Consider the following 23,519-nt stretch of genomic DNA (forward strand, 5'->3'; position numbering starts at 1 on the left):
TTTGCTTGACGGCCTTAGCGCGACAGAACGACAAAAGCTACGGCATATTCTTGCTCATCAGATAAGCTTATATGCCAATGGTTCGCACCAAGTTCCTGGGCCACGGCCAACGCCCTATCGCTAAAGTGTAGGGTCGGTTGACCTGTACATAAAGAACGGATTTCAATGTGTTGAAATGAAATGCCATCAGCAATACCTCGTCCTAGGGCTTTTGCTGCGGCCTCTTTGGCAGCCCAACGCTTGGCAAGAAAGCGCTCTGGTTGGTTTATGTCACAATAACGTTGGTACTCATCGGGTGTTAAGACTCGCTTCGCCAAGCGCTCGCGTGCCTGCTCAGCCATATTGGCAATGCGCTTAACTTGCAATATATCATTGCCGATACCTACGACGGACATAAAACCTCCAGTGTTTCTCTTTTCGCTCTAATCAATACATACTGCTAGTCGATAGCTTAAGCCATACGAGCTTCGATCATCAGGCGCTTCATATCGCGAACCGCTTTTTCTAAGCCATCAATGGCAGCTCTTGCGATAATCGCATGGCCGATGTTAAGTTCGATGATTTCTTTAATTGCGGCAACGGGCTTCACGTTAAAATAATTTAAACCATGACCGGCATTAACTTGTAAACCAATGCTTGTAGCGTATTCGGCAGCGCCTTTAATGCGCGCTAATTCATCGTGTTGCTGCTGTTCCGATTTTGCCTCGGCATAATGCCCAGTATGAATTTCAATAAATGGCGCCCCCGTTGCTTTAGCCGCCTCAATCTGTTTTAAGTCAGCGTCAATAAATAAGCTTACTTGAATACCCTTTTCGGCCAGACGGCTTACAGCTTCGGTGATTTTATCTTGTTGTGATAACACATCAAGACCACCTTCGGTGGTAAGTTCTTCACGTTTTTCTGGCACTAAACAACAAAAAGCGGGCTTTACATCGAGAGCGATATTAATCATTTCTTCCGTGACAGCCATTTCTAGATTCATTCGTGTTTGAATGGTTTTGGCCATAACATATACGTCGCGGTCGTTAATGTGTCGGCGATCTTCACGTAAATGAATGGTTATGCCCTCAGCACCTGCATGCTCAGCAACACTGGCAGCATGAGCAGGATCTGGAAACGTGGTGCCGCGGGCTTGTCGTAAGGTTGCAATGTGATCAACGTTCACACCCAAATAAATATCTTTCATTACTTTTGTCTCTTTTTTAACGCGCTGATGCCGGCAGTTAATGCCTTATCAGAGCGATATTTTGCGGTTAAATAACTTTCGACTGTGTAAAGGCTTATTGCCTAAATACATTTGTAAGACCTGTCTCATCAATAGTTTACAGGTTAGTAGTATGTCTTTGGCATGAAAATTATCACACCCAATCTGGCGCAAATGTTCACCATCATACAGCGGATATTGGATCCCGATTTGAGCCGGTATAAAGCCTTCTTCTGGGATGTAATGCCATTTATCCACCATCGCTTTAGCAAATTGAATTTCCTCAGCAACCGTCGGCTCAGTTCTTGGTACAGACAATACGGAAAAATCTAAAGATAAGCCCAACTCTTGTAATAAGGTCATTTCAAAGCGGCGAAGCAAAGGTTCTATAGCATCGGCTTGACTGAGCTTATTCAAGGTCTGATGGTACAAGGTAAATAACGATTCACAAGGAATGTTTTCTGGCAGTAACCGCACCATTAATTCATTTAAGTAAAAGCCACTGTATAAGTGATGACCTTGCAGAGTTAAGCTTTTTTGGGCAAATTCAATACGAGATAGGGTTTTTAAAGTATGCTTACCTTTAAGCTCAACGGTTAAACGCGCAAACGGTTGCAACTGGCCTTTTTTAGCCGAAGACTTTCCTTTGCCAACATAGACCACAGCACTGATATGGCCAAACTCTTCACTGAGTAAATTAACCAGCAAGCTACTGTCGCGATACGGTCTCGAATGCAGTAAGTAAGCTTGCTGTAAATGAACTTGCGCTAATTTCATCTAACAATCCGATCAGCCGGAATAGTCATCCCCATAGCCTAGGCTGCGCAAGGCGCGCTCATCATCAGCCCAGCCGGATTTCACTTTTACCCAAGTTTCCAAAAACACTTGGCGCTCAAACAACTCTTCCATGTCTCGTCGGGCTTCTCTACCAATGGTTTTTAACCGTTCGCCTTTGTTGCCGATGACCATACGTTTTTGGCTGTTTCGTTCAACCAATATCAAGGCATTAATGTGTAAAATACCCTTCTGATCGGATTTAAACTGTTCTATTTCAACCGTTGTTGAATATGGCAATTCATCACCGGTAAAGCGAATAAGTTTTTCACGAAGGATTTCAGAAGCCATAAAACGCGATGAACGGTCTGTGATGTAATCTTCAGGGAACCAAAAGTCACTCTCTGGTAAGTTCTGCAAACAAATTTCGCGAATTCTATCGACTTTATCGCCTTTCATCGCACTGATAGGAATAATTTCCTGAAAGTCGTGTTTTTCGGCAATTTTTTGCAAGTGCGGTAATAATGCTTCTTTATCTTGAACGTTGTCGACCTTATTTACCGCTAAAACGGCAGGACAACCACTTTGTTTGATTTTTTTCAATACCAGTTCGTCGTCTTCAGTCCAATGTGTGCCTTCAACTAAAAAGATAATTAACTCAACTTCGGCAATAGAACTGCTGGCCGCTCGATTCATGAGTCGATTAATGGCGCGTTTCTCTTCTGAGTGTAACCCTGGGGTATCCACCAATATGGCTTGGCTTTGACCTTCCGTTAAGATACCTAGAATACGGTGACGAGTGGTTTGTGGTTTACGCGAGGTAATACTAACCTTTTGCCCCAAAAGCGCATTCAATAAAGTCGACTTGCCAACATTAGGACGACCAACGAGGGCGACAAGGCCACAGTGTTTAGTTTGCTCAGACATTGAGTAACTCCAAAACTTGTTGCGCAGCGGCCTGTTCAGCCTTGCGTCGAGATGTACCTGTGGTGATCACATCTTCGGCTAATGAATGGACTTTACAGCAAATAGTAAATTCCTGGTTATGTGCTTGACCGGTGGTTTTAATCACGTCGTATTCTGGCAACGGCAATTTACGCCCTTGCAAGTATTCTTGAAGACGCGTTTTTGGATCTTTTTGGCTTACATTGGGGTTAATTTTAGACAACCTTGGCTTAAACCAGGTCAACACTAATGCTTTGGTAGTGGGTAAATCTGAGTCTAAAAATATAGCCCCTATAATCGCTTCAATCGCGTCTTCAAGAATAGAATCGCGGCGAAAACCTCCGCTTTTAAGTTCACCCGGTCCTAAAATTAAGCAGCCACCTAAGTCAAAACTTCGGCCAATTTCGGCCAGCGTTACGCCGCGCACTAAGGTCGAGCGCATACGGGTAAGTTCTCCTTCGCTCGCCTTGGGAAACATCGCAAACAACTCATGTGCAATGATGTAACCTAAGATAGAGTCGCCAAGAAACTCAAGTCGTTCATTATTTTTACCTTTGGCACTTCGATGCGTCAGTGCCTGTTCAAGTAAAGACAGATCATTAAAGGTGTAGCCAATATCGCTCATTAAGCGATTTAATTGTATGTTAGTAGTCAATTAGTTAATCCCACCAATACGCTCAAAACGAAGTCCTGAAGGGATCCAGCCAGGTAGCCAACTGTCTTTTGCTCTGTCAAATTCAAAACTCATCCATATCGCTACCGCTTCACCAACTAGGTTTTGTTCCGGCACGAAACCCCAGTAACGAGAGTCAAGCGAGTTGTCGCGATTATCGCCCATGACAAAATACTGCCCTTCGGGTACTAGCCATTCGCCTTTTTGAAAGCCTCGCTGGTTATAAAATCGTGGTGTTTGTGGCATGGTATTGTTATTCACCAAAACTTCATGTGTTTTGCCCGGCATATTAGACTGATAGCGAGTTAATGGCATATCCAATTGTTGGTATTCGCCTACCGCCTTAAAATCGGTTACCACTCGTTCCATGTTTGGACACGGCTTGCTGGTATCGGTACACTGAGGCTGAATGTATAAGGTTTTATTTCGATAAATCACCCGATCTCCAGGTACCCCTACAACACGCTTAATGTAGTCAATTTCCGGTTGCACCGGATATTTAAACACCACGACATCACCGCGTTCTGGATGCCCTATTTCCCAAAATTTATGGCGAGCAACAGGTTCTCTTAAGCCGTAATTAAACTTATTGACCAAAATAAAATCGCCATCAAGTAAGGTTGGCATCATCGAACCTGATGGTATTTGAAACGGTTCCCATAAAAATGAACGCAAGATTAGAACAAAGGCAATAACCGGAAACACTTGCACCGAGGTATCAACCAACGGGTTTGGTTGAACAATCTTTGCAACGGCTTCTTCGTCCAGTGGCTGAGCGCATTGTTGTTGTGTATGTAACAACGCCAATTGCCGTTTTGGTGCATAAACAAATTTATCTAATAACCATACGACCCCGGTTATTAAAGTAATTATCACCAAAAATATTGAAAAATATGCCGCCATGTCAGTCCTTTTTATTTACCTAGTTTTAATACGGCTAAAAACGCTTCTTGAGGTACTTCAACGTTACCTACTTGTTTCATGCGCTTTTTACCTTCTTTTTGTTTTTGAAGTAGTTTTTTCTTACGTGAAACATCACCACCATAACATTTAGCAATAACGTTTTTACGCAGTTGTTTAACCGTTGTGCGGGCGATAATGTTATTACCGATAGCCGCTTGAATGGCGACATCAAACATTTGACGATGGATCAAATCTTTTAGTTTGTCGACCAATTGACGGCCACGAGATACCGAATTGGTGCGGTGCGTTATCATCGCTAAGGCATCGACGCGATCACCATTGATTAAAATATCACAACGCACCATGTCAGAAGCTTCAAAGCGAACAAAATTATAATCCAGTGACGCATAGCCACGACTAGTCGATTTTAACTTATCAAAAAAGTCCATTACCACTTCAGCCATCGGTAGTTCATAAGTAACAGCAACTTGATTACCGTGGTAAGTTAAGGTTTTTTGGACCCCACGTTTTTCAATACATAAGGTGATAACATTACCTAAATGTTCTTGCGGTACCAAAATATTGGCTTCGACGATTGGCTCACGAATTTCATTAATTTCGTTAATCGGCGGTAAGTCAGACGGATTATCAATAACCAAAATGCGACCATCGGTGCGTTCTACTTCGTAGTTTACCGTAGGCGCTGTGGTTATAAGGTCTAAGTCATACTCTCGGGCTAAACGCTCTTGAATGATTTCCATATGCAGCATACCTAAGAAGCCGCAGCGAAAACCAAAACCAAGCGCCCCTGAGCTTTCTGGCTCATAAAATAATGACGCGTCATTTAGGCTTAACTTAGCAAGCGCATCACGAAAGTTTTCAAAATCGTCCGAACTGATTGGAAAGATCCCGGCATAAACTTGAGGTTTAACTTTTTGAAAGCCCGGTAAAGCCGATTCGGCAGGGTTACGAGTTAACGTCAAGGTATCACCTACAGGTGCCCCATGAATATCTTTGATCCCAGCAATAATAAAGCCTACTTCACCCGTTCTTAAGACCCCTGTATCGGTTTGTTTTGGGGTAAATATGCCCACTTTATCGATATGGTGGCTTTGCCCTGTCGACATAACAGTCATTTTGTCGCCTTTGCGCACTTCACCATTGATAATACGAACCAAAGAAACAACCCCTTGGTAATTATCGAACCAAGAGTCAATGATTAAGGCCTGCAAGTTACCATCGCTCTTGCCAACCGGAGGTGGAATATTTGCAACAATGCTTTCTAATACGTCTTCAACGCCCAAGCCCGTTTTGGCAGAACAAGGAACCGCTTCGGTCGCATCAATACCAATGATATCTTCAATTTCTTCACAAACTCGATCTGGATCGGCTTGTGGTAAATCAATCTTGTTTAAGATTGGCACCACTTCCAAATTCATTTCTAGAGCGGTATAACAGTTAGCAAGAGTTTGAGCCTCCACCCCTTGCCCTGCATCAACCACTAACAACGCACCTTCACATGCGGCAAGTGAACGAGAAACTTCATAAGAAAAATCGACGTGACCTGGGGTATCGATGAAATTTAATTGATAGGTTTCACCATCTCGAGCGTTATAGTCTAAGGTAACACTTTGGGCTTTAATGGTAATACCGCGCTCTTTTTCAAGATCCATTGAGTCAAGAACTTGAGCGGCCATTTCGCGATCGGTTAGGCCACCACAGTGTTGGATGAGGCGATCAGATAAGGTTGATTTACCATGATCGATGTGGGCAATAATTGAAAAGTTACGTATGTGCTTCATAGAAAGAGCTTATAATTCAAATAATAGATACAAAAAAAATATTGGCGTGATTTTACCGAATTTAACGCCTTGTCGCTATCTTTACTTGCCTTATTGTGATTCCTTATGGTGAATTTGTGGCTTCATTATACCAATAGACGGCTTATTGCACCCTTTAAACGATGCAAGAAATGCATAAGACAACCCTAGATAAATACAAAAATCAATTTTAAAAGCCTATAAAACAAGTACTTAATCAATAAGTATAAGGACTTAGGAAAAAAGATAGCACTATAATTGTGTAACAGAAATTGTTTTTGGGCAACGACGCAGTAATTTAGGCTGCAAAGACGCTTGCACCTCGGTTTGGCTTTGTTGTTTTTGCGCCAGTTTAAAGCCACAAAAAGCCAGAGTGCTGGCGAGTATCAGCCCAGAGACTTCATGCCATTGTAATTGCTCGACCAACACCAGTTGCCCCAAGCTCGCGCCTATAATTAACCCCAGTAAAGGCCATAAATACACCTGCACAGCACTGGTTAAAATATTACCTTCGGGAATGCCTATGACCACTTCATCACCAATCGTTAGCGGAATATCGGTTTCAAGATCTGAGATCAAAGCTTTATGCGAAATAGCTTTAGCCACTTGGCCACTGCCACAGTCATTTTGTTGCTCACAACTGTGACAAGTTGATTTGATTTGACTTTTTACGGTAACACGGCGATTGTTTATGGCAATCACCGTTGCAGTTTCTTCTATCATTTACATAGGCCGATTAGTTAAAGCTTACAGAGTCTGCGATTGCTAAGGCCGTGTTAGGGGGGATTTTCCCAACAACATTGATTTCATAACCATCGCGTAATTGCGATAATAACACAGTTGCCCCAGTTTGATTAATACTAGGTTTGCGGGGGGCTTCATCGGATGGGCTAACGTAGACTGACACGTCGACCAAACCATCATTAAATAATAATGATTCTACCGGCTCATTAACTTTTGACAGTACGTTTCGATTCGCATGACGTTGCACAAACCCGTCTGGTAACCAATTAACTTGCCACGAAAAGTCTACCTGTTGCCCTGTATGGCTGATTGGGGTTGGCAACTCTGCGTTTATGAGCTGATTTAAAATCTCATTGCTTTTGTCTGTAATGGCCAAATGAGTAAACTGAATTTGTTCGAGTAATTCCCCGGTTTGACTGATGATGGCACTTTTCAATAACAGCCCCGTAGTGGTGTCTAACCATAACCAATAACCAAAGCGCTGTTTATCTTTGCTCTCAAGGCGAATTAATTGCGCACTTCGACCTAAAATTCGACTTTTGCCAACCCCAATAAAATCATAGCTTTGTTGCAATTTGCTAATATCGTCCCAAAAAATATTTGGGATCGGGCCTGTTATGGAATCCGCAACAACAGAATACGGCACATTATCCATTTCAAAATAACTGACAACGTTGTCGCGACGAATAAACTCTTTACGAGGTCCATTGAGCAAGGTAATGATTTCCATTTCCTTACCTTCAGCTACCCCATGCAACCAGCGATAAGGCTCGGCTCGGTTGTTTTTAACCACGACAAAAGAGGTATCAAAATTAAGTTGTTTTAGCGAGGCCGTAAGCCTTTGCATCCATTGTAATGCAGTGGGTACCTGCGCTGTTTGGATTGATTCAGAGCTGGCAGAATTAGGTTGCTGTTCTGAGCTTTGGGCCGAACTTGGTGCCATTGGCAACATAGTCGTTGCCAAGGCAAGTAAAAAGACTGATGACTTCATGTATTTAGTTTGGTTCTTTATCCGTTTGGTCTTCGTTTTCTGGTTGTTTTTCAAGGCCAGGATTAAGCTTACGCTGCATTTGATGATCCGATAAAATCGCTTGCAATTTTTGCTGACGCTCTATCATAAGGCGTTTTTGTGTGCTTATTGATTGCGGTTCAAAATTATAACTTACCGGCTCAGCGACCCCACCTACAGGAAAGGGTTGAAAAACTTGCGCCGGCATTGGCGTGACATCATCTGAGGTATACGATTGTTGGACACCTAAAACCATTAACCAAGCTGCTGATGCCGCGATTGCAAGTTGGCCAGCGGGTTTGAACAGGGTTACCACTTTAGCCTTCACGGCTTGCTGCAAGCTTGGCTTGTGCATAGGCGCTAAGATGGTTGGCTCAGCTGCAATAGCAACAGCGATGTCATCAGATAAGTCTAAATCAATATGTTCTGCGTGTTCGCCTCTGATCACATCACCGATGAGATGGTAACGTCCCCAAGCCTCATTAAGTTGATCATCATTTTTAATTTGTTCAACTTTCGATGTATCGACATCGTGTTGATCAACTAAAGCCGATAATGCTTCAAACTTATTTTCACTCATATATATACTCACAATATTTAGCGATAATATTCGCTAACTTGGTTTTTGGCGTGGCTAGAAAACCACTAAAAATACCCTTCAAAACACTCTGCATTAATCACATTACCGCTGTATTAAAGGCTTAATTTTTTTATCTACTGCATCGCGGGCTCTGAAGATTCGCGATCTGACCGTACCGACGGGACAGTCCATGACGTTGGCAATTTCTTCATAACTCAAACCATCTAGCTCGCGCAGATGTAACGCAATTCTTAATTCCTCTGGCAGTTGTTCGATAGTCTTAAAAATCAACTGCCTAATTTCGCTGGTCAACAATAGCCTTTCCGGTGAGGCATTTTCTCTTAAAGCGTCCCCACTATCATAAAACTCGGCATCTTCTATTTCGACATCACTCCCTGGTGGTTTGCGAGCACCGGCCAACAAATGATTCTTAGCGGTGTTTACCGCGATTCGATACAACCAGGTGTAAAACGCACTGTCACCCCTGAAATTCGCCAATGCACGATAGGCTTTAATAAATGTTTCCTGTGTTACATCCCCTACGTCTGCTTGGTTTTTGACATAACGAGAAACAAGGTTCATCACCTTTTGCTGATATTTTTTTACCAGAAGGTTAAAGGCATTTTTATCGCCACTTTGCACCTTCTTGACCAAAATGTGGTCTGTATTCTGTTCGCTCATCCGAGCTTTTACCCCTTGTTAATCAACTGCATTTGTTCTATTTGAGATGCTTATTTCGTTCTTGCAGTGATTCCATCTACCCATAAAAATACTATTTAGTGGCAGAAATTTACTACAGCTCTTGGCAAACTTATCCATTAGGACTTAAGACATTAAAAAAAGTTCGAAATAAATTCTAAAATCGTTAAAAAATGTTCCTAACTAAATATTTTACTTGAAAATCAACTAAATTCCGAATTTTTCGGTCTTTACTTTGCCCTTCAGTTGCCCCTTTTATTGTTATTTATTGGTGGTTTAAGTTACTATTAACAGATTGTGCATACGCGATCAGAACCCCTCTAAATATGAAACAACAACACAACTGTGATGCCTTAGTTATTGGCAGTGGCGCTGCCGGTTTAACCCTAGCACTAAAATTAGCCAATTATGCCGATGTCATATTACTCAGCAAAGGCCCTATTAATGAGGGCTCTACGTTTTATGCCCAAGGGGGTATAGCTGCCGTTTTTGATGAAAATGATTCCATTTCTTCTCATGTTAAAGACACGATGATTGCTGGCAATGATATTTGTGATGAAGACATCGTAAAGTTCACCGCAGAAAACGCGAAAGCATCGATGCAGTGGTTGATTGAACAAGGGGTACGTTTTGATTTAGAGTCAAAGCATAAAGAGAGCGACTCCGCAAAATACCATCTAACCCGTGAAGGTGGGCACAGCCATCGACGCATTTTGCACAGCGCCGACGCTACCGGTAAAGCGGTACAAACAACCCTCGTTGAGCAAGTACGACAACACTCTCGTATTCGTGTTTTTGAGCGTTACAATGCGATCGATTTAATCACCCAAAAGACTGAGCACAGCAAACAATGCATTGGTGCTTATGTTTGGAATCGAAACATTGAAAAAGTCGAGTCGATTTTTGCCCAAAAAATCATTTTAGCTACCGGCGGTGCCAGTAAAGTCTATCAATACACTTCCAATCCTGATGTCGCCAGTGGCGATGGCATTGCAATGGCATGGCGCGCAGGGTGTCGAGTTGCCAATATGGAGTTTAATCAATTTCATCCAACGTGTTTGTACCACCCACAAGCTGGCACCTTTTTATTGACCGAGGCATTACGAGGCGAAGGCGCGATTTTACGTCGCCCTGATGGCAGTCGCTTTATGCCAGAATTTGATCAACGTGCCGAACTAGCGCCAAGAGATGTGGTCGCTCGAGCGATTGATTATGAAATGAAACGCTTAGGGGCTGACTGCATGTTCTTAGATATTAGTCATCGCGATGAAAGTTTCATCAAACAGCACTTTCCGATGATTTATCAAAAAACCAGTCAATTTGGTATCGATATGACCAAAGAAGCATTACCGGTCGTCCCCGCGGCTCATTATACTTGTGGTGGTGTTATGGTAAACAAAGACGGGCTAACCGATATCGACAATTTATACGCCATCGGCGAAGTGTCTTATACTGGTTTACACGGCGCCAATAGGTTAGCCAGCAACTCTTTATTAGAGTGTGTTGTCTTCGCCCGAGCGGCCGCTAAACATATTAAGAAAACTCTCACCCCTGCGCTTAACATCAAACCATTACCACCTTGGGATGAAAGCCGAGTCACCGACAGTGATGAAGAAGTTATTATTCAGCATAACTGGCATGAATTACGATTATTTATGTGGGATTATGTTGGTATTGTTCGTACCACCAAAAGATTGGAACGTGCATTAAATCGAGTCAAATTACTACAGACAGAAATTAACGAGTACTATTCTAACTTTAGGGTAAGCAATAATTTGCTCGAACTCAGAAATTTAGTGCAAGTTGCAGAGCTTATTATTTTAAGTGCGCTGTCTCGCAAAGAAAGCCGAGGTTTACATTACACCTTAGACTATCCGCAAACGAATGAACAAAGTGGGCCAACGGTTTTAACCCCGAAGCAATAACCTGTTTGTCAGTGCAACTTTAGCCGCAGCCGTCCAAACGATTTTACCCTCTGTTAAGATTGTTAGGACTGCTGCAAATAATGTATTACTCGTAATAGACGACGATAATCAGCCCCCGAGACTTGATCATCAAACAGCCAACAAATACGCGTTGATATCTTTTTCCGATTATGAATGTGGCCGGTTTTGTTTGTTAACAGCAAACAACAGCCAAAAGGCAAGATAAGTGAGGATGGGCTTATGCTAAAGTGTTGCCAAGGACTAAATTGCACTTCTCCCTTTGACGATAACACAAAATTGCTATGGCAGGTGTGTTTTGCCAGTTGCCAGTGAAATAGGCCTAGGCTGGGCAGGCAAACGATTAGGGCGATCGATAATAACAGCCAAAATGGTTGGTTACTGAGCCATAAACTAAGAACTAATTGGATGACCATAACGGTCATTAAATAAAGCGACAGCCTAACCTGACCTAGTCGCTTTGACGAAGAAATAGATAGATTATACTTTGACTCGGTTGAGAATAAGTTGGACCATGTCATTTAGCTCTGCATCCTTGCATTCACTGTGCCCCATAAACCAAGCAAATAAGTCTGGATCATCGCAAGCGAGTAATCGTTCAAACACCAATTTTTGTTGCTCTGATAATTGATCCCAAGCCTCATCGACGAATGGTAGAAATAGTACATCTAATTCCAGCATACCGCGACGACAAGCCCAACGTAATCTTGCTTTATTATTTGATAATGCCATTTGGTTAATTTCTTATTGCAATAAATCGAGCCGACATTGTACCAATTTCCTTAATTGATACCAATGTTATTCAACCAAGGTTTTTGCCTTCTACCTTGGTAAGCAACAATGTGTGAATGTGTCAACGAGCGGATAAAAATCGATAAACCTTGTTGGCTATTTCATAGAATAGTCGGCAACTCAGATTTTTAAAATAATCTGGTCTAGAAACTTGAATTCTTAGCTTGATATCCCAATCTGATAGTTAACACTGGACATAAAACGATACTTACAATGAACACACAAGATTCTTTGCCTGCCCTAACGCAGTTGCCAAGCGACTTTGCAATTAAGGTCGACAATTTAAGCGCCATTCGGGTCACCGGCCCTGAAGCCGATAAATATTTACAAGGTCAACTCACTTGCGACATGAATCAGCTTGCCAGCAAGCAGTTGTTGGTCGGCGGGCATTGCGATGCCAAGGGTAAAATGTTTGCCGCTTTTCGCTTGGTGAGTCACGACAGCCAACGATTGCTTATTCAAAGCCAACATTCGCTTAACGCTTCGATGGCTGAACTGCAAAAATTTGGCGTATTTGCCAAAGTTGAAATAGAGCAAGCCAACGATTTAGCGTTTATGGCACTGGTTGGGGCTAAAGCCAAAGAATATATTGCTCACCAGTTCGAGGCAGTTCCTGACTCATTTACCCCAGTTTTACATCAAGGCACAGCAACCGTGGTGTTTATTTCTGGTAAGCTCAACCGATATTTATTAATAGACACTCAAGCCAATATTGAAGCCTTGATGGCCCGTTTAGAGTTACCTGTTTTTTCGTCTAAGATATGGACATTGCTCGAAATCGTTTCCGGTTTTGTCCATATGAACGAAGCGAGCGTCAATGAATACGTCCCGCAAATGCTCAACTTACAGCATTTAAATGGGATAAGCTTTAGCAAAGGCTGTTATTTAGGGCAAGAAACCGTTGCTCGTATGAAGTACTTGGGCAAAAATAAGCGAGCCCTTTTCGCTTTATTAGGCCAAGGTCAAGCCGAGTTATCAGAAAACGATTTGCTGGAAGTACAAATGGGTGACAGTTGGCGCCGGGGTGGAAATATTATCGCCTCTTATCAAAGCGATAATGGCGAGGTGTATCTGCAAGCGGTGTTGTCTAACGATAGCTCCGATGATTCACTATTTCGGATTAAAGGCCAAGAAGACATTGAATTTAAGGTCATCGACCTACCTTATACCATAAACCAAACAGAAGACTAAAGACTTCATATCAATAGGATATATTATGAAAATTGCGCAAAATAAAGTTGTTGTTATGCATTATACGGTAATGGACAGCGAGGAAAACTTAATTGATAGCTCATATGACCATAAACCGCTTGCGTTTATTCACGGCAACGGCTTTTTGATCCCTGGTCTTGAGTCTGCATTAAACGATAAACAAGTAGGCGATAAATTTGTTGCTGATGTTGCTGCCGAAGATGGCTACGGTGAACGCCACGATGGCTTTGTTCAAACGGTACCAAAAGAGATGTTCTCTGGCATCGAAGACTTAGACGTTGGCATGCAACTTCGTGCTCAAACCGACGACGGTGAGCAAACCGTTATTGTGATTGGGATGGACGAAGATGAAATTACCGTTGACGGTAACCACCCACTTGCTGGCATCGACTTAAAATTTGAAGTTGAAATTTTAGAAGTCCGTGATGCCACTGAAGAAGAGTTATCGCACGGCCATGTTCACGGTGAAGGTGGTTGTAACCACGACCATTAATGGTTTTAAAACCATAAGCTTGGGTAAACAAACGGTGGCCAATAAGCCACCGTTTGTTGTTTAGGTTCGCGCTAAAATAAATACGATATCCTTGCCCCTTGCCTGGTTTTATTACTCGACTATTTTTATCCAATCGCCTGGTTCAGGTTCTTTTCTAGGATACAATCCGTTTATGAGGCGCAAATACTGTTCGGTATAAGGCCCTAATTGAATATGTTGCGCTAAAGCGGCGATAGTGGTGTTTTGATTGGCTTTGACATAATGAATACGTTTTGATTTTTTAGACAAGTTCATCGGTTTTTCAGGTCTAAAACTCTTGATTGATTGTAAGAACATACTGTCATAATCGACATCGTTTTGCGGTTGATGAACGGTGCCAGCAAGAAAATACGCTCGACTGCCTTGATATATCATTGCAACGCGTTGGGGCGTTGACTCGCTTGCCAATACGCCTGTATACACCAGTAAGCCATTTTGTTGAAATCCTTGAGCTTTGCTCAGTAATTGGTTATTGGTGATGGTTCTTAAATAAGCATCAGGGGCAACACCGTTTTGTACCCGCGACACTTTAAGTTCCATTTGCGCGGTGTTCTTTTCATCAGCACTGATGATCGCCGAACGCGTATTATTCACTTGCCAGTTAGGCGGAAACTTTATCGAAAAGCCCAATTTACCATGATAAAAACGATCTTTTTCGAGTTGCTCGTTTTTTAACCGCGCTTGATAATTAACCCCAAAGATCATCCCTTGGGTTTTTTCTCGATAAATATCGACATTCTCATTATTGGCCTCACCAGGAGGTAATTCTCCGGCCTTCGCGATGACCTCTCGTAGGCGTTTATCGTTTCTTGGGTGAGTCGAGAAAACCCCATGATAACTCTTAATTTTTCGGCCTTCTTCTTTGGCTCGATAACGGTTAAACTTCTCCTGATCTTTGAGCACCCCTATGGTTTCCACCATCGCCATCGGAGAATAGCCGCTTTTATACAGATATTCGGCGCCAAAACCATCCGCTTCAAGCTCCATTTCACGACCATAACCTTGTACCGCCGCAGAACCCCAAAGGCTACTCATGTCGCTTAAGGTGGCACTGCCGGTGGTGATCACGGTCGCCACGGTTAACGCTCCTGCGCCTTTTCGAGCCGCATCTTGGCGAACCACATGACGGGCCGTAACATGGGCAATTTCATGTGCTAAAATTGCGGCTAATTGAGCTTCAGAGTCAAGGTAGGCAAGGATCCCGCGATTAATGTAAATGTAGCCGCCGGGGAGCGCGAACGCATTAATGTCTGGCGAGTCGATAATGGTAAAATGATATTCGATATCGGGACGATGACTATTCTTTACTATTTTTTGACCAATCTCGTTAATATACGCTGTAAGCTTTGGATCATCGTAAATTGGCGTGGTATTTAATATTTGTTGGTGTAATTCTTTGCCTTTGCTGACTTCTTCACTTTCACTCATAAACACAAAGTCTGGGGTGCCTGTGGCAGGGTTAAGCGCACAGGAGGTTGTAAAACTTATCGTTACAATAACCAAAAGCAGAGACAAAAATTTATTTATCGTCATAAATCACCTTATGTTCCTAAGCGGTTAAAAGAAAGTCTGTAATTGCTTTGACATTGCGCTACAGGCATCCGATTGAACTTGAGCCAATAACGGAATGGGCACAACGAGTGCCGGCATATAAGAAGTACCATCGGCTTGACTTGAAATTTTGCCTATTTGCTCTTTTTTGCGATAGTCCCAAATCGCGGCTTCATATTGCGCTTTATCATCCCAAGTACCAAAACCAAAACAGCTCACCAAAGTGGCGCTTAAACCACAGGTAATGCGGCCGTAGCTTTTTACTTTTTCGGTATTACCGTCAATCCATACAATGTAATGCACATTCAATTCATCGAATACTTTACTTACCCCTTGATATTGCAATAAGCGTTGCAGATCTTTTACATTGCTAGGTGCGGTTCTTGGTTCAAACCACGGATATAATCGGTCAATAAACTCCTGTTCAGGGATCACATTTATTGCATTTTCGCCTTTACCTAAGGTATCACCAACACAGGAAACCAGTTCTGGCTCGGTTTCATAGTCGCCATTAGTACGCCGCCCTAGAACCACTATGGACTCACCACTTTTTAACTCACTGGGTCGAAATTTAACTTGATCTATGGTCACCGTCGAGCAGCCGGGCAACAGCAACAGCAACAGCAGTAAAATGATTAAACCTTTGCTCAATGTTAAATATGTATTCATCGTGTTCACCTTCGTGCTTTAGCAACTGCTTCTGTCGCATTTTAGCCCTATGAATATGCGAAAAAATCCACTGGTATGGTTTTATCGCGCTTAGGGCAACATGGGTTGTGCGTAACCTTGTAATCCATTAATTAAATTTTTTGATGCTCTGCCAGCCAGTTTTTTATTTCTGGAATATGTGCAAAGCGCAATACAAAACTGGCACCAATATCTCTGAGTGCAATGACCATAGCCTCATTTAAGGCGGTGTCGTCCCCCGTAAAGGTTTGCGCTGGCGTTTTGCCATAAGCTGTTTGGATCCAATCCGCGATTAATTTACCGTCTGAGTCATACACTTTAAGGTGATACTTTATCCAGACTTCAAACATATCAACCTGAGTTTCCTGGGGCACGTTATACTGAAATTCTTCGACCGTTGGCTGAAAGTAGATATCAACACTTTTAATCCCTGGCTGTAACTGTTCCAGAGTGTTGACCTGAGCAAACATTTTATTGAGTACGGTATCAAATAATTTAACCTGAGCTTCACCCATGTTAATTTCCCAATCGCTACGTTCTTCATCGGCTTCAATATAATGATATTGTTTAAACTCAGGCTCATAAATAACCCCTAGCACTAATGGGATCTGATTGATCACCGGATCGGGAAAGCTCGCCTCAACTTTCACTTTGTTACTGCAAGACCAAAGAAAAACGGTGGCTAATATAACGAAGCCTAATCGCCAGTCATTAACTGTTTGGTTTACTCTTTGCATTAGATTTTCCTTACCTATCCCATTAGTTTGGTTGATAATCGTTTAAACCTACAAATGTGCCACCATTTCGATAGGTTAATTCTCGCATTAAGGTTGCAAAACGAATCCCCGTCGTCTGTTGTGCCAGCGGGCGAATAAATTGCACCGGAAATCCGACGGCATGGATGCGAACAAGTCGTTGGTTATTTCGCGAGAATTTATTTATGCTTTCAATGGCTCTTAGCACATCGGCAATAGAACGACCTGAAAACTCATCTCCCATGACATACAAACTGATCTTTTTATCCTGTTGGAAAAAGGTTCTGATCGCCTTTTGAATGCCTTCTACAGGTGAGCTATTACTAAATGGATTCCATGAACGTAAGCGCTTTATAATGGCACTGCGTCTTGCTGGGGTATCGGGAATCCATTTGCGCTGATAATTGGTAAACATGTATTGGCCCATGTCATTCAAAATTTGAATGCCTTTAACCTCTGGGTAGATATCTAAGGTGGCAATGATCTCATCAATCATCCGCTGCCACCCATAGTTATACATACTGCCGGAGGTATCGATAATAAAAATCAAATATTCACTGTCTACAGGGATACCACCGACGAGATCATTTTGACTCTTATAATTACGGCCCAACAAACGTTCCATCTCTTGGGTCAACTCTTGGAGCGCTAGGGCTAACTTACCCTTTTCATCCTCGCTAAAAGAAGCCGCTTTGGCGATTTGAGCATATTGCGCTTCGATAGTGGCTAATCGGGTTCTTAAAATAGCAATGCGTTCCTTCTGGGCATCTATTTGCTCTTTTTTAGCGTTTAATTGTCGATTTAAAATATTGCTTTCACCGCGAATAGCAAAGAGTTGTTCTTGCAACTGTTTAACTTGACCGTCTAAATTTAAATCCGACTCTTCTAAAACCATCGGTGGCATGTTTTTGGTGATCATCAGCAGCAAAATAATAGCGCCAAAGCCACAACAAATGACATCGAGAAAGGAAATTGAAAACTCTTCTAGCACACGTCGTTTTGCTTTCACCTTCCCTCCTACGGCCAATCTCGCGATGGGCTCATAAAAGAGCCCGATGTGCGTAAAGCAAGCTTCCAAAAAGCCGATGCTGCCATTGGATCGCCTTCCATCGGCCAAAGTAGAATATTAACCGGGATCCCGTCGGGCAAAACACTGACCGCACGATTAAACAATTGTTCGCGCTCAGGCCCCGAAATAGTATTGCTGCGACTTGCTTGCATACCTTGAGTGGGTAAGCCATCGGTGAGCAATAATATATTGTCGGGCAACGGGCTTAACTGGCGAACATCACGAAAGGCTTTCTCTAAACTGGTGCCTCCAGCTGGCACAATTTTGTGCAGTTCGTTCACCACCATATTGAGCTTTTCTTGGTCAGAAACATTCAACCATTGCTGCTTACTTGAGCTCACCAACGCTTTCACTTCGGTATTAAAAATAAATAACTGAAATTGGCTGTCTATGGGTAATTTAGCGATTAACCACTCAACCGCTCGCACTGCTCGTATCCATTTATCGGCTTGGCGTTTAGACTGCTGTGACATGTTACGACGACGAATGACATTGACGATAGAGTCATCTAGCATACTGGCCGACACATCCATCAGTATTAAAATTCGAGCGCCACCAAGTTTTAACCCTGTTAAGTATTGCCGGTCGGCTTCACCAACGAATCGCCGAGCGTTGTTGCCTTTAGCGATTTCATCCTCAAGCTTTTTCTTTTCAACGGTCAGAGTTTTCAGTCTTTCTTTAATCTTGCGAATTTGTTGATCATCGGAGGCTTCGTCTAAAATCGCAATTTTATTTCTGACCGCATCTATTTCATCGTTTACTCGCCTAGCTAATCCACTGGTTTGTACATATTCCTGATTCAGTACCGATAAGGTATTTTTAATTTCGACTAAAGACGCTTGACCTTCACTGACTTCTTGTTCAAGTAGGTTAACTTCCGATTGCAACATATCGGTATCGACTTGAAGTTGTGAGCTGACATCGTGTTCAATAATCAAAAAGATTAAGATAACCGCGCCAAAGCCACAGGACATAATGTCCAAAAAAGAAATCGAAAATGTGCTAAAGCGACGTTTTGCCATCCCAAGCTACCCCTTTTCAACTCGGATCATGACAAATTTGTCTTTAGATAATCGGCTTTCTATCTCATCCCCTAAAGCCATTGACTGTTTCGCGCTTATTGGTTGTTGATTAATGCTTAGAGCTTGTTCAATGATTGGGAAAATATCTAGCCTAGGCCCAACTCGGTGTAAACGTGCAAATGAATGCTTACTCTCACAGTCGGTCACTGGTGATGCTGGATCGGCATTTAAATAAAGCGCATTCCCATTGATTGGATAAGCAAGACTTTGACATAACACATGGCTCGCGCTTGGTTTTGCAGGATCGTCACCAACTGCTGATTGGCTAGGCATCGATTGACTAGGTTTCGACTGACTAGGCATGGATTGGCGCACAAATAACCCTTGTTCAAAATGCTTTTTAGCGTGGGCTTTATAGAACTCAATTTGCGCCAATGATATATCGCTTTGTATGCATTGGTAGCGCTGATGCAAAGGAGTTTTGGCGAATAAATTTGCCCACATTTTTGGCATAACAAGTGGTGATGAAATCTTGTACTGAGTCAAAATCGAGTCAAAAAAGTCGGTGATTTTTTGTACTAACTGCTGATAATTTATGGTTAAACGATACTCTGCTATTTCTAAGGTGTAGGTTTCGCTAGATAAAGCAAACAGACGAGGGATATGCTCATATAGGCGTTGCTCAAATTCGCTTTTGTGAAACGCATCAAAGCGAAATTCAATAATCAACTGCTGATTCAACCATTCAGCGATGGTGTGCTCTAAACCAATAACACCTTTATTGGCTAACGCATAAGAATGACGTACGCTGATCTCATCCGTTTTATCTAAAAAGGTTAAATGAGCATAATGTAAGTCTAAATCAAAAAACACCGCCTGCTCTTGTTCAAGCTGATCTGAAGTCCAAAATAAAGCGCGATCATAAAGCCCGATCACATCCACTTCAAGCGCCTTTAAAACGCCAATAAGTAGGGACAACTGCTGTTTGGTTAAAGAGCTTGGCACCATTAAAATAACCTGTTGAGATGAGGTTATTTGAGCAAGCAGACCTTGCAGCTGTAAATACATCAGATCGGCATAATTTGCCACCAGCTGATTGTCGATTTCCAGGCTGTCTGTGTTCATTTTTAGCCAAAAATTATCTACACAAACCAAAGGGAACCGCTTATATTGCGCATAAGCATCAGCGCCAAAGAGAACCTGTTCAGGCTGGATATAAGCGTAGCCAGATTCGGTCAATGTCTCATTTTGAGCATAAAGTGAAATATTACTGTCATTTAAGTCGATGATCAGCACGCTCATATACGGCCTCTACCCATGAGATTGAACTTTCAAATGGTTTAATAAATTAGAGTCACAAAACTCTTGCGTATTTTGTACTAGACGCTCTTGCATTAACTGCAATTGATGGGTAAAAAACATAATAAAAATACTGATCACTAAGGCAATAAATGTGGAATTAAATGCCACCCCTAAGCTGCTGGTCACCCCAACAATATCGCCTTCAACCGCTTTATGCGCTTGCCCTAGTGCATCACCAATCCCCCGCACCGTACCGATAAAACCAATGGAGGGGATAGCCCAGGTAATATATCGCACCATCGACAGTTCGCTGTCGAGTCTGTCGGCTTCACTGTCACATATATCTTTAATCGCCGTCGCCACGGCTGCGACACTGGAGGTGGTGGCAAAACGTTTTAATGATATTAATAGGGTTCTAGGCGCTAGCATCGACTGTTTATCTTCAGGCAGCTCTTGCAAGGGTCGACATAACTTGCGCGCATCTTCTGGCAAGATGCTGGTCCCCTCCTTCACTTTGATCATAGTTTTGGCAAACATGTCTCTTTCTAACATGGTTAAGCGAGCTTTGTAGCCCATAATCATTAACGCCCAAAGCATCAATATTAAACAGGTTTCTTGTTCATAATCTTTTAACACTAAATACAACGAGCGCTGATCTGTGACCAAACTTCCCGCCTCTTGTTGTGCCTGTTGTTTGGCCATAATCGCTTCGGCCTCAGGACGTATTTTGGTGACATACAATGCATGCACTAAGATCACCGATAGCAACAATGAGATCAGTTGATATATAAATTCTGAAGCGGCATTTCTTTTCATTACCATGTCCTTAAATATCTATAGGGAACGACACTGAGAGATCCTCAGAGATTTTTTCGCTAGGACGAAATACTTCACGGGTTTTCGTTTCTTTGGTTTGCTCTGGGCCAAATTGGTTAATATCAGCGTCTTCACTATTTGGTTTATTTTGCTCGCTGTAGGCGATAACTTTGTCGTGTTGTATATCTTGTTCTAGGGCTTTGTCTTTTGTATCTGGGTCTTTCTCTCTACTTTGTTCAACATTCACCTTTGCTGGTTTGGCATCGTTATTTTTTTGTACTGGAGTTTCGTTAGCACTAGCGGCATAAGTAGCACAATAAAGCAGCAACAAAAGGCTAAATATCAATTCAAAATACTTCATATCATCTCCGCTTACATCGCATTTCTGGCGACCCGAAAACCAACATCATGGCGTTTATCGTTCCCATAATCTCGAAATGACAATCGCAATTCTGTGCGACTGCCATGAGCCCAACTAGAGCCTTTAATCACATGGTAATCCCCTTTTAAAGGGCCAACTGGATCTTTTTCTGTTTTCATCGACAGACCGCTATTGATCTGATAATAATCGTGGATCCACTCAGCCACATTACCCGCCAAGTCATAAATTCCCTTTGGATTTTGGCCAAACACTCCCACCGGCGCTGAAGCAATATAGCCATCGTTGTAATTCGGTAAAATGGTACCTAAAATGGAAGCGCTACTGACGTCGGCAAAGTTGCCGGCTTTTGCTTTCGGTGGTAAAGCATTCCCCCAAGGGTATTTCAACATTTGCCCGTTAATATACCGACTTGCCCATACCCACTCCGCTTCTGTTGGTAAACGATAGCCATTGTGGTCAAAATTAAACGACACCACTTTATCATCGACGATGTTGTAAACCGGTTGTAATTGCTCGCGACTTGACAGCCAATTACAATACTGAACCGCTTGCAACCAGCTCAGTTGGACGGCCGGTTGATTAACCCCATTTAAACTGTGACTTTTAAAATGCCCCGATGAGTGTTGTTTAAAAAACTGCCTAAACTCTTTGTTGCTGATCTCTTTAACCCCAAGATAAAAAGGGCGAGTTACTTGAACGGTTCGTGTAATTTCATTGGCTCGACGTCCCTGCTCTCGCCTTGATGCCCCCATAATAATGGTATCGTTGGGCTTAAAAAGTTTTAGACGTGTACCAAATTCGGTACTAATAAAAGGTTTTATATTTGCCCAGCGGTGCTCTTCTATCGTTTGAAGGCGGACATTAATTAATTGCGCTGCGCTGGCATTTGGTAAAAAAGTTTTTTCATAGCTGACATAACCTGGCTTTTCAATGCGCACCGACTGCTGTTTACTGGTCATCGCAATTTGCTGATTTGCCCGCCCCATCAACCTTCCATTGACATACAATAAGGCATCGCTTGGTTCGACTTTAAACGTCACTTTGGCGACATTAGGGGAGAGTTCAAAAAACCGACTAACAGTTTCTCCAGAAGGCACCATCAAGCTTGATGATTTTGAACCGTAACCGTCTTTAAAAAGCAATAAGGGTTGTTGTTTATCTGGGGCCACGTTCACGGTAAGCGGGGTGGTACCTAGGTACTGATCGCCTAAAGTAACACTAACCCCTTGCGGTTTGGTATTGACTTTTAAGGTACCAAGTTGCTTAAACAATCGAATATTTTCTATTGTTTGTGGTTGTCCCGCCGTTACATTGACAATGCGTTCAGAAGATTGAAAGCCCAATTTTTCGAACTTAAAGATTCGTTCACCTTGTAAGACATTTGTTGAAAATGGGGTTTGTCCTAACAGCTTATCTTGTTCGTATACAGACACCCCTTCAGGCTCACTGGCAAAATCTATTTGAGCCCAAGCAGGGGTTAAATTAACCTCAAGTTGTTGCTCTCGCCCCTGCCCAAAGACCTCAACATTAATGACCTGTTCAAAATAATTGGTCGCGTTAAAAATGAATTTACGCTCACCTGCAGGTACGTCAATGATACGATTATTGGTAATCGCTACGGGTTCGCCATCAATGTTCACGGTTAATTCTTTGCCATGCTGTGTTTGCAGTACAATATCGCCGGGTAATGGGGTAAAGGTTAAGTCTATGGCTTGATTTTGCTTGTCATTGACCAAGAAGGGTTGGTCAATCTGATGATAACCGGGCAAACTGGCTTTGACCTGATATTGACCAGGTAACATCAACATGCGATCGGCTAAGGTGACAAAAAAACCGCCACTAACTGAAAACGTCTCGGTCTGAGGCGCAAGTTTCAACACCACAGACTTTGCACTAAAAACATACCAAAGCGGAACGGCACCGATCACCACTATAGCTAAAATGATATAAAGCCATGGACTGACTTTTTTTACCTTTTTCGGTTTACGTTTACTCGCTGGTACATAATTGGCTGCAGTAATCGTTGTCGAAGCTTTCGTTTGATCTGAGTCGGTCTCGCTTTGACTGCCTATGACTATAACATTGTTATTATCAGACATATTTGT

Annotated in this window: 25 protein-coding genes; 3 read left to right on the plus strand and 22 right to left on the minus strand. The window is 42.5% G+C overall.

Annotated features, from left to right (window positions below; all coding sequences use genetic code 11):
• Nucleotides 1-14: 14 nt before the first annotated feature.
• The 11 genes from acpS to rpoE all read right to left on the minus strand — a co-directional run bounded on the left by acpS (nt 15) and on the right by rpoE (nt 9,333).
• Entirely contained in the window at nt 15-395 is a 381-nt protein-coding gene (acpS, locus tag ACAY00_RS09990; protein WP_371372993.1) for a holo-ACP synthase, read from the minus strand.
• Between the two features lie 56 nt (nt 396-451).
• Nucleotides 452-1,186, minus strand: coding sequence for a pyridoxine 5'-phosphate synthase (gene pdxJ, locus ACAY00_RS09995; RefSeq protein ID WP_371372995.1), 735 nt, complete (start codon nt 1,184-1,186; stop codon nt 452-454).
• Between the two features lie 48 nt (nt 1,187-1,234).
• Entirely contained in the window at nt 1,235-1,981 is a 747-nt protein-coding gene (recO, locus tag ACAY00_RS10000) for a DNA repair protein RecO (protein ID WP_371372997.1), read from the minus strand.
• A gap of 12 nt (nt 1,982-1,993) precedes the next feature.
• On the minus strand, nt 1,994-2,905 hold the full coding sequence (gene era, locus ACAY00_RS10005) for a GTPase Era (protein WP_371372999.1): 912 nt from the start codon (nt 2,903-2,905) through the stop codon (nt 1,994-1,996).
• Nucleotides 2,898-3,548, minus strand: a complete 651-nt coding sequence (gene rnc / locus ACAY00_RS10010; protein WP_371379681.1) for a ribonuclease III — start codon at nt 3,546-3,548, stop codon at nt 2,898-2,900. Before rnc ends, era begins: the two co-directional genes overlap by 8 nt.
• Nucleotides 3,549-3,578: 30 nt before the next feature.
• A complete protein-coding gene (gene lepB / locus ACAY00_RS10015; protein ID WP_371373001.1) occupies nt 3,579-4,499 on the minus strand; it encodes a signal peptidase I in 921 nt (306 codons plus the stop codon).
• An 11-nt stretch (nt 4,500-4,510) separates the two neighbouring features.
• Nucleotides 4,511-6,301, minus strand: coding sequence for a translation elongation factor 4 (gene lepA, locus ACAY00_RS10020; protein ID WP_371373003.1), 1,791 nt, complete (start codon nt 6,299-6,301; stop codon nt 4,511-4,513).
• A gap of 270 nt (nt 6,302-6,571) precedes the next feature.
• Nucleotides 6,572-7,042 carry a SoxR reducing system RseC family protein gene (locus ACAY00_RS10025; protein WP_371373005.1) on the minus strand — a complete coding sequence of 157 codons (471 nt, stop codon included), beginning with the start codon at nt 7,040-7,042 and terminating at the stop codon, nt 6,572-6,574.
• 13 nt (nt 7,043-7,055) lie between these two features.
• A complete protein-coding gene (locus tag ACAY00_RS10030) occupies nt 7,056-8,054 on the minus strand; it encodes a MucB/RseB C-terminal domain-containing protein (protein ID WP_371373007.1) in 999 nt (332 codons plus the stop codon).
• 4 nt (nt 8,055-8,058) lie between these two features.
• Entirely contained in the window at nt 8,059-8,652 is a 594-nt protein-coding gene (locus ACAY00_RS10035; RefSeq protein WP_371373009.1) for a sigma-E factor negative regulatory protein, read from the minus strand.
• A 102-nt stretch (nt 8,653-8,754) separates the two neighbouring features.
• Entirely contained in the window at nt 8,755-9,333 is a 579-nt protein-coding gene (gene rpoE / locus ACAY00_RS10040) for an RNA polymerase sigma factor RpoE (RefSeq protein ID WP_371373011.1), read from the minus strand.
• A 344-nt stretch (nt 9,334-9,677) separates the two neighbouring features.
• Here rpoE and nadB point away from each other — a divergent pair, with 344 nt between their 5' ends.
• Nucleotides 9,678-11,276 (plus strand): L-aspartate oxidase, encoded by a 1,599-nt coding sequence (gene nadB / locus ACAY00_RS10045; protein WP_371373013.1) that lies wholly within the window; start codon nt 9,678-9,680, stop codon nt 11,274-11,276.
• A 62-nt stretch (nt 11,277-11,338) separates the two neighbouring features.
• Here nadB and ACAY00_RS10050 read toward each other — a convergent pair whose 3' ends face one another.
• Entirely contained in the window at nt 11,339-11,815 is a 477-nt protein-coding gene (locus tag ACAY00_RS10050) for a protein YgfX (protein WP_371373016.1), read from the minus strand.
• Nucleotides 11,775-12,026 (minus strand): succinate dehydrogenase assembly factor 2, encoded by a 252-nt coding sequence (locus ACAY00_RS10055; RefSeq protein WP_371373018.1) that lies wholly within the window; start codon nt 12,024-12,026, stop codon nt 11,775-11,777. Before ACAY00_RS10055 ends, ACAY00_RS10050 begins: the two co-directional genes overlap by 41 nt.
• Before the next feature lie 273 nt (nt 12,027-12,299).
• Here ACAY00_RS10055 and ygfZ point away from each other — a divergent pair, with 273 nt between their 5' ends.
• A complete protein-coding gene (gene ygfZ / locus ACAY00_RS10060; RefSeq protein WP_371373020.1) occupies nt 12,300-13,277 on the plus strand; it encodes a tRNA-modifying protein YgfZ in 978 nt (325 codons plus the stop codon).
• A 25-nt stretch (nt 13,278-13,302) separates the two neighbouring features.
• On the plus strand, nt 13,303-13,791 hold the full coding sequence (locus ACAY00_RS10065) for a peptidylprolyl isomerase (RefSeq protein WP_371373022.1): 489 nt from the start codon (nt 13,303-13,305) through the stop codon (nt 13,789-13,791).
• Between the two features lie 111 nt (nt 13,792-13,902).
• Here ACAY00_RS10065 and ACAY00_RS10070 read toward each other — a convergent pair whose 3' ends face one another.
• From ACAY00_RS10070 to ACAY00_RS10110, 9 genes are all read right to left on the minus strand, one after another.
• Nucleotides 13,903-15,363 carry a M48 family metalloprotease gene (locus tag ACAY00_RS10070; RefSeq protein ID WP_371373024.1) on the minus strand — a complete coding sequence of 487 codons (1,461 nt, stop codon included), beginning with the start codon at nt 15,361-15,363 and terminating at the stop codon, nt 13,903-13,905.
• 24 nt (nt 15,364-15,387) lie between these two features.
• Nucleotides 15,388-16,050, minus strand: coding sequence for a hypothetical protein (locus tag ACAY00_RS10075; RefSeq protein WP_371373026.1), 663 nt, complete (start codon nt 16,048-16,050; stop codon nt 15,388-15,390).
• Nucleotides 16,051-16,181: 131 nt separating this feature from the next.
• On the minus strand, nt 16,182-16,805 hold the full coding sequence (locus tag ACAY00_RS10080) for a hypothetical protein (protein ID WP_371373028.1): 624 nt from the start codon (nt 16,803-16,805) through the stop codon (nt 16,182-16,184).
• 22 nt (nt 16,806-16,827) lie between these two features.
• Complete coding sequence (locus ACAY00_RS10085) at nt 16,828-17,832, minus strand: vWA domain-containing protein (RefSeq protein ID WP_371373030.1); 1,005 nt, start codon at nt 17,830-17,832, stop codon at nt 16,828-16,830.
• A gap of 8 nt (nt 17,833-17,840) precedes the next feature.
• Complete coding sequence (locus ACAY00_RS10090; protein ID WP_371373032.1) at nt 17,841-18,914, minus strand: vWA domain-containing protein; 1,074 nt, start codon at nt 18,912-18,914, stop codon at nt 17,841-17,843.
• Between the two features lie 6 nt (nt 18,915-18,920).
• A complete protein-coding gene (locus ACAY00_RS10095) occupies nt 18,921-20,216 on the minus strand; it encodes a hypothetical protein (protein WP_371373034.1) in 1,296 nt (431 codons plus the stop codon).
• Nucleotides 20,217-20,225: 9 nt separating this feature from the next.
• Nucleotides 20,226-21,032 carry a MotA/TolQ/ExbB proton channel family protein gene (locus tag ACAY00_RS10100; protein WP_371373036.1) on the minus strand — a complete coding sequence of 269 codons (807 nt, stop codon included), beginning with the start codon at nt 21,030-21,032 and terminating at the stop codon, nt 20,226-20,228.
• Nucleotides 21,033-21,042: 10 nt separating this feature from the next.
• Complete coding sequence (locus ACAY00_RS10105) at nt 21,043-21,393, minus strand: hypothetical protein (protein ID WP_371373038.1); 351 nt, start codon at nt 21,391-21,393, stop codon at nt 21,043-21,045.
• A gap of 11 nt (nt 21,394-21,404) precedes the next feature.
• Nucleotides 21,405-23,513, minus strand: a complete 2,109-nt coding sequence (locus ACAY00_RS10110) for an SUMF1/EgtB/PvdO family nonheme iron enzyme (RefSeq protein WP_371373040.1) — start codon at nt 23,511-23,513, stop codon at nt 21,405-21,407.
• Nucleotides 23,514-23,519 lie beyond the last annotated feature (6 nt).

Source organism: Thalassotalea sp. 273M-4 (assembly GCF_041410465.1).
GTDB lineage: Bacteria > Pseudomonadota > Gammaproteobacteria > Enterobacterales > Alteromonadaceae > Thalassotalea_A > Thalassotalea_A aquiviva.